Source organism: Streptomyces sp. NPDC048248 (assembly GCF_043201875.1).
Classification (GTDB): Bacteria; Actinomycetota; Actinomycetes; order Streptomycetales; family Streptomycetaceae; genus Streptomyces.
Genome location: NZ_JBICZL010000012.1, coordinates 84,578 through 96,840, shown reverse-complemented (window position 1 = coordinate 96,840; position 12,263 = coordinate 84,578). Strand labels below are relative to the sequence as shown.

Below are 12,263 nucleotides of genomic sequence, written 5' to 3'. Positions count from 1 at the left end.
AAGAGCTCCTAGCCACATGGGAGGCGGCCATGACTGAGCAGCGTTCAGCCATCACCATGAAGCAGTTTGAAGGACTGTGCCTAGCGCTCTATGACGTAAGGGAGAACCAGGCGATAGGAAGCAGCAGTCACTCCTCGACCATCCGGAGCGAAGAAATCGACCGGGCGATACGCATCCTCCATGCATTGGGCCTAGCCTTGCAATTCAATGACCTCAAGGCCGCTGGGCGGATACCACTTCCTGTACGGAGATATTTACTCCGGGTGAGCATCTCCCCCAAAATCTGCACATCGGGGAGAGAGGGGTGGCAGCGGTGTCACCCACGCCCAATTCGTTCGACGCGTCAGACCCGCCCCCGTCCGCCTTATCCGTGCGCATCGCGTCGCCGTTGCACGAATTCCCCTGTCCTCGCCCATTGCCTGCTACATACCGCCTGGTCGGGGCCCCATTGGGCCCCCTTTCCGGCCCGGCTGCGTTCCTGTCGGCCATCGGTCGGCGGGTGCCGGGTGGGGCCCATCGGCTGCTGACCTGTGCACCCTGGGTCGCCCGTAACGGCTGTCTCCGCGCTCGGGCGTCGTACGGGACCCATCGGTGCCGTGCGTGGCTGCCACCTTGCGCGCCCATGAGGCGGCCTATGGGTGGCGTTGCGTTGCATGGTGGTCGTCGGCTGGTGCGTTTCATGAATTTCGAAAAACGAATTCGGTTTCCGAAATTCCGAGAAAACCCAAAACCCAAAACCCGAAAACCCATGTGACCGTGTTGCCTATGCACACATGCCATACACCTATGGGCATGGGCACATGGGGTATGGGTAGTGGGTATGGGGTAGGGCATAGGGGGTGTGGGGTAGGGGGCATGGGTGGGTGGGCGCCATGGGGTAGTGGGTAGTGGGTATGGGGTGCTACTGCTAGGCACCATGCATGGGGTATGGGCATAGGGTGTATGGGTATTAGCTACTACTGCATACGTTGGCAATAGGTGTATGTGTATATGCGTATTGGGTGCATGCACTAACTACTATGCTATTGCCATGGCGCTGCATGGGTAATGGCGCATGGGTTGCATGCCCATATGCGCAATTGGTACATGGGTGCGTTGATCTATATACAACAATGCCGCATTGAGTGTGTAGGTAATGAGGATATGATCTATTAGGGAATTTGCCAATAGGGGATATGGGCACTTGCCAATGGGGTGTGGGGCGCATGCGGCATATGGCATCCGCCTGCAACCCCATATATAGGGGCCGTTCTATGTAAGCCACGCTACCCACACCAAAGCGGGCCACTAAAACACTCGTAGGGATAAAATCGGGGCGCGTCATTGGCACCCCAACTCCATTACAGCATCCGGTGGTTTGATCGCCAGCCGTCCGAATAAGCAGCGTGGTAGTGCCCGTCTGCTTCGCGCAGGCCCCCAGGGCGGGTGAGGGCGCCTTGCCGTGAGAGAACTGCGGCTTGACGCGAAGCAGACGGAGAGAAGCTACGGGCCCTCGGGTCTACTCCGAGGGCCCCGCCAACGTGACCTTCTACGCGGCCAGGTCGATCGTCCGGAACGCTGCGGGCCTGTTGACCGCCCAGCCGAAACGGCCCTCGGCGCGGAGCTTGACCTGGTTTTTCTCGAAGAGCACGCCGCTGCGGTCGGCGTCCAGGGTGGTGTCCTCGCGGACGTACAAGCTGCACTGCCGCCAATCCGCAAGGAGCGCCGTGCCGGCCGGGACGCTCGTGCTGATGACCTTGGGGATGGTGCCGAAGACATTCGCATACCCTGAGCTGTCGACGACAAATTCGCCGTCGGCGGTGGTCGTCAGATCAAGAACCTCCGCGTCGTTCGGGTGGAGCACCCATGCGGTCGGCTCCTCATGTGCCGCCTCCATGGCTGTCCGCGCCTTGCGAAGGGTGATGAGCGGGCTCGTCGTGAAGGCCGTGATGCCAATGCCCGCGGTGTTCAGAATCCCGGTGACGTTCTCCTGTGCGGCGGCACCACTTACGATGTCGCTCTCCAGGCGGTCCAGCACGCCGCGCGCCATCTCCGTCGCAAGAAACTGCTCGATGTCCTTGTGGTCGGCGAAAATCCGCAGCGGGACAGCTTCCGACAGATGCGCGTAGACCCTCGCCCGGTCCTGAATGCTGGTCACCGTGTACACGCTGGTGGGTTTCGTCGCATTGTCGGCGACGGCCGCCGCGTTGTCGGTCCGCGTCGTTTGCCGAAGGTACTCGTATTCGTTTCCGGGGATCTGGATGCGATCGACGATCAGGTCGAGGAGCCGCGCCGGGTTCGTCGGCATCGTGAACAGGCCGGTCCGCACCATCTGCGGCGCGTCCACCTGGCCGGAGGTGAGGGCCTTGATTCCCCGGTCGGTGGCCGTCCTGGCGAGCTTCGCGGCCGTCTCGGCCGCCCAGTTGCGAGTGCCCTCGGCGATGGAGGAAGAGCCACGCCGGTCAACACCCTCGCCAAGTTGATAAGGGCGGGCCCCGTCGCCGGACTCGGTGCCGCATGCCTTCGCGCCGAGGCCCGCGAGTTCTTCGGCCCGTTCGTTGAGACGCTTGAGTTCCTGGTACTGGGAAGGCGACGCTGCCTTGAGATCCGGCCCGATCTCGTCGAGCACTCGCCGGATCTGGCGCTTCACTTCTGTGAGCGCGGGAAAATGGTGCTGAGTCATGATGTCGTCCTTTTCGGAGCATGCTGATGGAATCGGCTTGCTTGCTCCGTTGGACGGCCACGACCTGCTCCGCCGGTTTTCGAGGACCATGACCTCGCGGTCCACGGCCAGGGAAGCCACCCCGCCCGCTGTGACCGGTAGCCCCCGCACGAAACCCTGCGGCCTCCGCAGAATTTTCGTGACGTTGAGCTTCTCCATTTCCTGATAGGAATCGCCGGATGGTCCCGCACCATGAGCGTTCAGCCCGGCGACCCCCCATCAACCCGTGGAGATATGAAGAATGTACCCGAATGTCAATGGGGGAAGCTAGCCCTGTTGGCGACGTTCTTCCGCCCAGGCATTCCACAGGCGCCATTCCGGCTCGCCGAGCCCTTCGAGGCGATTGGCCTCGTGCTGGATCTGGTCGGTAGGGCTCCCAAGCCATTTCGGCGAGATGCGTATTTCGCCCCCGCGACGCTCCAGGTGGCCGATCATCGTTTTCCATTCGGTGGTCCAGCGCTGCGTGCCGTCGACGAACTTCGTCCAGTCCCTCCCCGTGAGGGCGTGCCGCTTGAAGGCGGCGGCCACGAGGTCGCCGGGCTCTGCGAGGGGCGGGTAGTCGGGGATCTCATCCATTGAGTAGTCAGGCATGTTGTCGTTACCTCCGGTGGTGGCCGAGTCGGGGTGCTCGGTAGGGGCGGTTGCCAAGGGTTCTCCGGCCCAGATGAATGTCCGAATCCCGTCGCCGCTCAGCCGCTCGACGGTCCCTGGCGGGGCTTCACCCTCCCGAACGCGGCGAATGCGTTCGGCGAGTTCTTCGGGGGTGAGGCGATTGATTGCGGCACCGATGATTTTGGCGATCTTCGGGCCGAAAGGGTCGGCCATCGGGCCGCGGTCGCGGTGGGTGTCCTGACTGCCCATAGTCAGTTCTCCTTCGTCGCTTTCTTCTTGGTGATGGCGTTGCCGACCACGCACGCGAAGTCGTGTACGCCCATCTCGCCGTAGTTGTGGCATGTCGGGCACCACGGGGGCGGTCGGCGCCTGTTTGGCCTCCGAGGGGCGGCCAGGGCTGTAGGTGGCGAGGTTTCGGGCGGCTTTTCTTCCGCCCATGCTGTGGCTGCCGGTTCGTTGGGCGGATCACGGACTTCGGGCAACGGTTTACGTCCTTCCTCGTCACTGTCCCGTTGTGATGGACGTGACGGCCCTCTAGGGCCCGTCACATCACGTCACTAGTGAGCGGTCACTGTGATGTCACAACGGATCACAGAGTCATTGACCTGCGGTTTCTTCAATGGCGATCCACTGGTCGGGCTTGCCGAATCCGGAGCCGCGGATTTGATCCACCAGCCCCAGGTGGGCGAGGCGGTTCAGCCCGCGCGAGCAGGTTTCGCGGCGCAGGCCGGTCCCGTGTTTCGCGGCGATGCGGTCGCCGATCTCCCGCACCGTCACCGCCCGCCGTTCGGCCCGGAGAGCATCCAGAAGTTTGCGCTCGGCGGGCTTCAGGCCGTCATCGGTCTCGCTGGTGTCGTCATCAGTGCACTCGACGCTGTACTGCATGGGTGAGTTCAGATCGTGAGGGGCCTTGGCGCGGACACGGCGGAGCAGCATCACGGCGGTCTCCGGGATTTCGTCGCCCTTGAACTGCCACTTGAGCTTGACGGCCGTCTCTCCGGTGTCCGGGTCCGTGCGGGATGACTTGACGGCCACGGAAATGAGAAAGCGGCCCCAAGCGCCGGGACCGACCCCGCTGGACCGGTCGTGGCCGTCGCCGCTGCCGCCTTTGTTCCAGTGATGGGCGATGAGGAGGCTGGCCCCGGCGTCCTGAATGATCTTCTGCACCGCGAGCAGCAGTTCGCCCATCCCGAACAGGTCGGAGCTCTTGGCGCCGGCAGCTGCCAGGTACAGCGGGTCGATGATCACGAGTGCGGGCTGGTGGCTGGCCAGAGCCTTGCGGATGAGGTGGAGGTGCTGGGGGTTGCGGAGTTGCGGGGAGCGGAAGCAGGGCACGATGGGCAGCGCGTCAGCCTGCCTTCGGCTGAGCCCCTTGGATGCGGCCACGGCCCGGACGCGGCGCAGAAACTTGGCGTCGCTGCCTTCGCTGTAGAAGACGACGACAGGGCCGGGGGCGTGGCATGGCCACTGGCCCATCCACGGCATCCCCGCTGCGCAGGACACGGCCGCGTCGAGTCCGCCCCACGTCTTGCCTGCCTTGTCCTCGGCGCACAGAACTCCGTAGTCGCCTGCGACCATGACCGGTTCGAAGAGGAACTGTCGGGGGGCGCGGCTGTCGACGTCGGCGGCCACGTCGGCGAGGGGCCGGAAGACCAGATCGGGCTCCTGGGCCGTCTCGGCACCGGCCATCGCTGTCGTCTCCCCGCCGGGGTAGCAGTGCCCGGAGTCCTGATGCTGACTCCAGACGGCGACGGTGGTGGCTTGCTCGTCGGCGGTCATGGTCGCCCAAAGTTCGGCCTTCGCTGCGTGGGCGTCCGCACCGAGGGCGAAGTACCGGAGAGGCGCGGGAAACGTCATGCCGCACCGCCCTTCGGCGGCCACGCGACGAGGATGGCGCTGCATCCGGCCGTGACGGCGGCGCGCAGTGCGTCGGGTGCGTCGGGCAGGGCGCCCGTCAGGACGGGGCATCCGTCGTCGTGCGCGACTGCGAGGTGTTGGATGCCGTGCCGGTCCCGCCAGGTGCCGCCCGTCGTCGAATGGCAGTGGGAGCAGCGGTAGGCGGCGGCGACGCGTTCGGCCGCAGTTGTTGCGCCCGTGCGGCGGATCTTCGGATTACGCGGCATGGCGGTCGCCGCCCTCAGGGCGGAGCAGGACGGTGAGGCGGTCCCGCTGTTCGGCCGTCAGCGACGGGGCGAGGTCCACGACGCGCTTGATGTGGTCGGCGAGGGTCTGCGTGCGCAGCTCACGCTGGGCGTCTTCGACAAGTTCGGGGCGGTCACGGTGCCAGCGTTTGTTTGCGGCGATCGCTGCGCGCTGTTTTGAGCGCTCGGGGTGGATCGGCATCGGGAGAACTCCCTCGTAGAAAGGAGGGTGATCCACGAAGGAGTCGCGGCTGCTACCGAGAAATGCTACGCACGAAGCACGGCCCGAATCCAGTGGATCGTTCAGCCGCTTTCGGTGATTCTCGATCCCAAGGGTTCAGCTTGACCAACGTGCCGCGAAGCAAGGGGTGTTGAGGGGTCCGAATTCGGCAGGTGTGGGGTAGTCCACACTGTCAATAGTCGGCATGACAGTGAAATTGACGTGGGCGTTCATCGCGCGGGTGCGTGCAATCAGCGTTTCCACTCGATTTCGACTGCGGCCGGATCGAAGTAGCCGTTATTGTCGACCCCCGGTCTATATCCGCGCGGACGGCCTCGGTGTGCCTTGTTCACGGTGACGGTCATCAATGCGTCAACGATCGCCCTTTTCCGGTCCAGGCTGCATTTGGGCCACAGATCCGCAATCGAAGGTGTTCCCAGCGGCAGCGACGCAAGAACGGGTACTGAGGCGCGTTCCGTCATCTCCACCTCAAGGGCGACCAGGCGTCGCCGGGTTGCGGCGGTGCTGTCGATCATCTGCTTTCGGGTCATCAGGTCGTCGGCATAGTCCGCGGCGATCGCATCGAGCTTCGCCCGGAGGGCGTTCGCTTGCGCAGGCAGATCCACCGTCGGCGCAGGCGACTCGGGTTGACGCAGGAGGGTGGTCGCGTCTGGACGGGAGAGGCGCTCGACGGTGATCTGCTCGACATATTTGTCAAGGTGTGCCGAGTCCCGAACTACGTGCTTCGCCCCGCCCGAGCGGCACCGGTACGCGGACTTCCATGTACGCCCGTCCACCCCGGCTTTCGTCTTCCCTCCGACGCCGCTGGTCGAGCAACGCAGCGCGTCTCGACACACCCCACACATATAGAGGCCGGAACCGAGCCAGGAACGGGCGTTACCTGTCGTCGTACGGCGGGTCGGGTTCTCCAGGATCGCCTTCACCGCGCGCCACTTCTCCTCGCTGACCAGCGGCGGCCACACTGCGCTGCCGATGACCTGGCCGTGATGCTCGGTGAAGCCCGCGTTGCGCGCGCGGAGCAGCATGCGCCGCAGCTCCGTCGGCTTCCATTCGTGGTCGATGGGCTCGCTCCGGGTGCCGTCCGGCGAGCGCCTGCGGCGGGGCACTGTGCGGATACCTTCGGCCTCCCACCGTCGACACACCGACCGCAGAGAGTCGCCCGCGATGATCGCGTCCATGGCCGCCTCGATCGGCTGCTGTTCGGAAGGGCGGATGGTGACGCCGTCAGCCTCGTACCCGAACGGGCGCGGCCCTCCCCTATATAGGCCGTCGCGAAGGTTCTCGGCCTTCGCCGACACCATGCGCTCTATGGCGTGGGCAACCTCGTGCTTCGCGACAGATGCCTGAATCTCGGCGGTGAGTACTCCGGACGCCATGCTCAGGTCGATGATCCCCGCCCGGCAGGTGCGGATTTCCGTGCCGTGCTCCTGGGCGACCTGTACCAGCTCGTCCAGATCCTGGAGACGCCGGTAAAGGCGATCGGAGTGCCACGCGACGATCGCGTTGACGCGGCCGGAGCGGAGATCTTCCAGGAGGGCCCGGTAGCCAGGCCGCGGCTTGCCGGAATAAGCGGAGAGATCGTTGTCGCGGTGAACCGTGACGATCTCCCACCCGAGCCCCTCGGTGAGGGCGCGGCAGTCGGCCTCCTGCCGCTTCACGCCGGCCTGCCGGCCAGTGGGGTCGTTGCTGATGCGGGTGTAGAGGGCAGCCCTGATGGGGCGAGCGTCATTTGTCTGTATTGCCATGACAGTAATGGTACGCCTGAAACATGTCTTGACTCCGGATTCGACCCTCGCCGTGGCCTGCGCCGTCCTCGGCGCCGCCGAGCGTCTCGACCCACGGGAACTCACCGACCTGATGATGATCGGCGAGCTGGGCCTGGACGGCCGGGTCCGCCCCGTACGCGGCGTGCTGCCCGCCGTCCTGGCCGCGGCAGACGCCGGATACCGCCAGGTCGTCGTACCGGAACGAACCGTCGCCGAGGCATCCCTCGTCCCCGGCATCTCCGTCCTCGGAGTCCGCAGCCTGCGCCAGCTCATCGCCGTCCTCACCGACGAACCGGTACCCGAAGAGGACGACACCCCGGGCGAAGGCCGCCCCGACCCCCTGCTCGCCGGACTGATCGTGCCCGGTACCGGAATCGGCGCCGGCCTGCCACCCGGTGACCGCACCCTCGACCTGTCGGACGTCGCCGGCCAGCACACCGCCCGCCGCGCCCTGGAGGTGGCCGCAGCAGGACGCCACCACATCTTCTTCAAAGGCCCGCCCGGAGCCGGCAAAACCATGCTCGCCGAACGCCTCCCCGGGCTGCTGCCGCCCCTGTCACCCAAGGAATCCCTGGAGGTCACCGCCGTCCACTCGGTCGCAGGCACCCTCCCACCAGGACAACCGCTCGTCGACCGCCCGCCCTACTGCGCCCCGCACCACTCCGCGACCATGGCCAGCCTCGTCGGCGGCGGCAGCGGGCTGCCCCGCCCCGGCGCCGTATCGCTCGCCCACCACGGCGTCCTCTTCGTCGACGAGGCAGCCGAATGCAACGCACGCGTCCTGGACGCCCTGCGCCAGCCACTGGAATCCGGACACGTCGTCGTAGCCCGCGCCGCCGGCATGATGCGCCTGCCCGCCCGCTTCCTCCTCGCCCTCGCAGCCAACCCCTGCCCCTGTGGCCGGCACGGCACCATCGGCGGCGGCTGCGAATGCAGGCCCTCCACGATCCGGCGCTACCGCGCCCGCCTGTCCGGACCCCTGATGGACCGCGTCGACCTACGCATCGCCGTGGAACCCGTCGCACGCTCCGAACTCATCGCCCTCGGCCGCGGCGCCGAATCCACCGCGACGGTCGCCGAACGCGTACGCGCCGCCCGCGAACGCTCAGCGGCACGCTTCGCCGAGACCCCCTGGCGCACCAACAGCGAAGTGCCCGGCCACGAACTGAGAACCCGCTGGCAAGTCCACCCCGGCGCACTCGCGCAAGCCGAACGCGACCTCGAATGCGGCCTGCTGACAGCCCGTGGCCTCGACCGCGTCCTCCGCGTCGCCTGGACAGCAGCGGACCTCGCCGGCCGCGACCGCCCGACAACCGAAGACGTCAACTGGGCACTGGAACTCCGCACCGGCGTACGACGAGGAGCGGTGACGGCCACCGCCGGAGCATGAGCGCACCCCGCGAGCCGCTGCGGCCCCGCAAACAACTGCCGCAGCGGTGACACGGACCGGGAAATCACGCAGCCACAACGGCCGCAGGACGGGGGAGAGATGAGCGGGACCGACGCATGGGGCTTCGCCACATACGATGCCCACGACACCACCCGAGACCGCCCGAGCGGCAGCGAGAACGAAGGCGCGGCCCACCGAACCACACCGGAACGGGCGCCCCGTCCGCCACACGCCCAGCAGCCGCCCCGACACGACCCCGACACGCCGCAGCGCACAGCCCGCGCGGCACTCACCCGCATCCTCGAACCAGGCGACGAAACCGCCGGCCGCTGGCTGCGCGAAATGGGCCCCGTGGCCCTGTGGCGGGCACTGTCCTCCCCTGACGCCGACCCGCCCAAAGGCGCCGGACGGGACAAGCTCGCCGGTCTGAGACTCCGCGCCGAACGCACAGACCCCGCCGCCGACCTCGCCGCCGTCACCGCACTCGGCGGCCGATTCCTCTGCCCGGGCGACGACGAATGGCCCGGACAACTCGACGACCTGGGCGACAGCCGCCCCATCGGCCTATGGGTACGCGGACGCGCCAACCTCCGGCTCTGGGCCCTGCGCTCGGTCTCGATCGTCGGCGCACGAGCCTGCACCGAGTACGGCGCCCACCTCGCCGCCACCATGGGCGCCGGCCTGGCCGACCGCGGCTGGACAGTCGTCTCCGGAGCTGCCTACGGAGTCGACGGAGCAGCCCACCGCGGCGCCATGGCAGCGGACGGCCCCACCATCGCCGTACTCGCCTCCGGAGTCGACTACGCCTACCCGCGAGGACACACCGAATTGATCGGACGGATCGCCGAACAAGGAATCCTGCTGGCCGAGTTACCGCCCGGGGACCACCCCACCCGCAGCCGCTTCGTCCAACGCAACCGCGTCATCGCCGCACTCACCCGAGGCACCGTCGTCGTCGAAGCCGAACTCCGCAGCGGCTCCCTCGTCACCGCCCGACGCGCCACGGCACTCGGCCGCTACACCATGGGCATCCCCGGCCCCGTGACCAGCGCACTGTCCGCAGGAGTCCACCAACTCCTCCGCGGCGAAGCAGTGGTGGTCACCGACCCCGACGACGTCGTCGAACTCGTCGGCAGCATCGGCGACCTCGCCCCCGAACGCCGCGGACCGACCCTCACCCGCGACCTGCTGGACCCCGTCGCAGCTCGCGTACTGGAAGCACTGCCCGCCCGCGGTGGCACGGATACCGCCCACCTGGCACGCGAATCAGGCACCCCGCGCGACCTCGCGCAAAGCAAACTCTTCGAGCTGCAGTCCCTTGGATTCGTTCAAAGGTGCGGTGACCGCTGGGAGTTGGCGCGACGCGCCGAGCGCACCCCAGGTTCCCGGCGAGGCGGTACTTGACCTGGGGCGAACGGGTGAAAGGGTGAGGGGAATGACCGCAGAATCCAGGTTTGCCTCGCTTCGGCATGCGGAGCCGATCCATGGGGACATAGCGATGTGGCGCAACCGGCCGCCCGGGTCCCGCGGGCCACGTCACCGCATCCCGCCGCGCACCCCCCGGGAACACGCGTCCGACCCCGTGACCGGCTGTCGCCACGCTGTACGAGGTAACGACGAGGTGCGGCTAGCGGAACGTATCTGCGCACGCCCGAACCCCCGATCCTCGCGCACCGCAACACATCGGTCACGCTACGCTCACGTGCAATCCCCCCTTCAGACACCCACCCACCAGCGTCTCGGCAGAACGGCTCAAGGCGACGAATGCCCCAGCACACCTCCGGGTCCGACCGCGCGGCAGTACCACCCGCCGCGCGCGGCAGCGTGCGCCCCCCCGCGCCCACTGCGCTCGACGAGTTGTGGCGCTCCTACAAGGCGTCGGGTGACGGGCGACTGCGGGAGCAGCTGATCCTGCACTACTCACCCCTGGTCAAATACGTAGCGGGCCGGGTCAGCGTAGGACTGCCACCCAACGTCGAGCAGGCCGACTTCGTCTCCTCCGGAGTCTTCGGGCTGATCGACGCCATCGAAAAGTTCGAACCCGAACGCTCCATCAAGTTCGAGACCTACGCCATCACCCGCATCCGCGGCGCAATGATCGACGAACTGCGCGCCCTGGACTGGATCCCACGCTCCGTACGGCAGAAGGCCCGCGCCGTCGAACGCGCCTACGCCACCCTCGAAGCACAACTGCGCCGCACTCCGTCCGAGGCGGAGGTCGCCCGCGAAATGGGCATCGCGCTTGAGGATCTTCATGGCGTGTTCAGCCAGCTCTCCCTGGCGAACGTCGTCGCCCTCGAAGAACTCCTCCATGCCGGCGGCGAGGGCGGTGAACGGCTCAGCCTGATGGACACGCTGGAGGACACGGCCGCCGACAACCCCGTCGAGGTCGCCGAGGACCGAGAGCTGCGGCGTCTGCTTGCACGGGCCATCAACACCCTCCCCGAGCGCGAGAAGACCGTGGTCACCCTCTACTACTACGAGGGCCTCACCCTCGCGGAGATCGGCAACGTCCTCGGCGTCACCGAGAGCCGGGTCAGCCAGATCCACACCAAGTCCGTACTGCAGCTCAGAGCGAAACTCGCCGACGTCGGACGCTGACCCTCGCCACAGAGATGCGACGCGGAGTGCCACGACGGGCGCGCCGTCCGTAGAGTGGAGGCGTGCCAAGGATTCGAGCGGCCTCTGTGGCCGAGCACCGGACGATGCAGCGCGGCGCCCTTCTGGACGCCGCCCGCACCTTGCTGTCCGAAGGCGGAACGGAAGCGCTGACCTTCCCCGCCCTCGCCGAGCGCACGGGACTCGCGCGCTCCTCCGTGTACGAGTACTTCCGCTCGCGTGCCGCGGTTGTCGAAGAACTGTGCGCTGTCGACTTCCCCGTATGGGCCGCCGAGGTCGAGACGGCGATGGCGCGCGCGGACACGGCCGAGGAAAAGATCGAGGCGTACGTGCGCCGACAACTGGCGCTGGTCGGCGACCGGCGCCACCGAGCCGTCGTCGCCATCTCGGCCGGCGAACTGGACGCAGGCGCACGCGAGAAGATCCGAGCCGCCCACGGCGGACTCATCGCGATGATCGTCGAAGCCCTCGCCGCCCTCGGCCACGAGCAACCCCGCCTCGCGGCGATGCTGCTCCAAGGCATTGTCGACGCCGCGGTACGCCGCATCGAACTCGGCGCGGCGGAAGACCCCGACCAGATCACGGAGGCGGCGGTGGCGATGGTCCTCCGCGGCGTCCGAGGCTGAAACGCCGCCTCTGGGGCCCTCCCCCCCGCCCCACCCCACCTCCCACCACCCCCACATTCGTTGGCCCCGCAGCCCGCAGCCCGCAGCCCGCAGCCCGCAGCCCGCAGCCCGCAGCCCGCAGCCCGCAGCCCGCAGCCCGCAGCCCGCAGCCCGCAGCCCGCAGCCCG

Annotated in this window: 10 protein-coding genes; 4 read left to right on the top strand and 6 right to left on the bottom strand. The window is 67.2% G+C overall.

The window, feature by feature from the left end; translation table 11 throughout:
- Positions 1–1,528 precede the first annotated feature (1,528 nt).
- The 6 genes from ACGFZW_RS26055 to ACGFZW_RS26030 form a co-directional block, all read right to left on the bottom strand.
- A complete protein-coding gene (locus ACGFZW_RS26055; protein ID WP_393895645.1) occupies positions 1,529–2,860 on the bottom strand; it encodes a phage major capsid protein in 1,332 nt (443 codons plus the stop codon).
- 108 nt (positions 2,861–2,968) lie between these two features.
- Positions 2,969–3,562 (bottom strand): hypothetical protein, encoded by a 594-nt coding sequence (locus ACGFZW_RS26050; protein ID WP_393895644.1) that lies wholly within the window; start codon positions 3,560–3,562, stop codon positions 2,969–2,971.
- A 348-nt stretch (positions 3,563–3,910) separates the two neighbouring features.
- Complete coding sequence (locus ACGFZW_RS26045) at positions 3,911–5,170, bottom strand: AAA family ATPase (protein WP_393895643.1); 1,260 nt, start codon at positions 5,168–5,170, stop codon at positions 3,911–3,913.
- A complete protein-coding gene (locus ACGFZW_RS26040) occupies positions 5,167–5,436 on the bottom strand; it encodes a hypothetical protein (protein ID WP_393895642.1) in 270 nt (89 codons plus the stop codon). Before ACGFZW_RS26040 ends, ACGFZW_RS26045 begins: the two co-directional genes overlap by 4 nt.
- Positions 5,426–5,656 carry a hypothetical protein gene (locus ACGFZW_RS26035; protein WP_393895641.1) on the bottom strand — a complete coding sequence of 77 codons (231 nt, stop codon included), beginning with the start codon at positions 5,654–5,656 and terminating at the stop codon, positions 5,426–5,428. The genes ACGFZW_RS26040 and ACGFZW_RS26035 overlap by 11 nt, the downstream gene beginning before the upstream one ends.
- 269 nt (positions 5,657–5,925) lie before the next feature.
- Entirely contained in the window at positions 5,926–7,440 is a 1,515-nt protein-coding gene (locus ACGFZW_RS26030; protein ID WP_393895640.1) for a recombinase family protein, read from the bottom strand.
- Positions 7,441–7,468: 28 nt separating this feature from the next.
- On the opposite strand from ACGFZW_RS26030, the gene ACGFZW_RS26025 reads away from it, so the two are divergent.
- The 4 genes from ACGFZW_RS26025 to ACGFZW_RS26010 all read left to right on the top strand — a co-directional run bounded on the left by ACGFZW_RS26025 (position 7,469) and on the right by ACGFZW_RS26010 (position 12,096).
- A complete protein-coding gene (locus ACGFZW_RS26025; protein ID WP_393895639.1) occupies positions 7,469–8,851 on the top strand; it encodes a YifB family Mg chelatase-like AAA ATPase in 1,383 nt (460 codons plus the stop codon).
- A gap of 99 nt (positions 8,852–8,950) precedes the next feature.
- On the top strand, positions 8,951–10,255 hold the full coding sequence (gene dprA, locus ACGFZW_RS26020; RefSeq protein WP_393895638.1) for a DNA-processing protein DprA: 1,305 nt from the start codon (positions 8,951–8,953) through the stop codon (positions 10,253–10,255).
- A 360-nt stretch (positions 10,256–10,615) separates the two neighbouring features.
- On the top strand, positions 10,616–11,452 hold the full coding sequence (gene whiG, locus ACGFZW_RS26015; protein ID WP_393895637.1) for an RNA polymerase sigma factor WhiG: 837 nt from the start codon (positions 10,616–10,618) through the stop codon (positions 11,450–11,452).
- A 104-nt stretch (positions 11,453–11,556) separates the two neighbouring features.
- Positions 11,557–12,096, top strand: coding sequence for a TetR/AcrR family transcriptional regulator (locus tag ACGFZW_RS26010; RefSeq protein ID WP_393895834.1), 540 nt, complete (start codon positions 11,557–11,559; stop codon positions 12,094–12,096).
- Positions 12,097–12,263: the final 167 nt, after the last annotated feature.

Coding starts and splice junctions, on each gene's coding strand:
- ACGFZW_RS26055 (WP_393895645.1), bottom strand. CDS start 2,860: ATGGAGAAGCTCAACGTCACGAAAATTCTGCGGAGGCCGCAGGGTTTC.
- ACGFZW_RS26050 (WP_393895644.1), bottom strand. CDS start 3,562: ATGGGCAGTCAGGACACCCACCGCGACCGCGGCCCGATGGCCGACCCT.
- ACGFZW_RS26045 (WP_393895643.1), bottom strand. CDS start 5,170: ATGACGTTTCCCGCGCCTCTCCGGTACTTCGCCCTCGGTGCGGACGCC.
- ACGFZW_RS26040 (WP_393895642.1), bottom strand. CDS start 5,436: ATGCCGCGTAATCCGAAGATCCGCCGCACGGGCGCAACAACTGCGGCC.
- ACGFZW_RS26035 (WP_393895641.1), bottom strand. CDS start 5,656: ATGCCGATCCACCCCGAGCGCTCAAAACAGCGCGCAGCGATCGCCGCA.
- ACGFZW_RS26030 (WP_393895640.1), bottom strand. CDS start 7,440: ATGGCAATACAGACAAATGACGCTCGCCCCATCAGGGCTGCCCTCTAC.
- dprA (WP_393895638.1), top strand. CDS start 8,951: ATGAGCGGGACCGACGCATGGGGCTTCGCCACATACGATGCCCACGAC.
- whiG (WP_393895637.1), top strand. CDS start 10,616: ATGCCCCAGCACACCTCCGGGTCCGACCGCGCGGCAGTACCACCCGCC.
- ACGFZW_RS26010 (WP_393895834.1), top strand. CDS start 11,557: ATGCAGCGCGGCGCCCTTCTGGACGCCGCCCGCACCTTGCTGTCCGAA.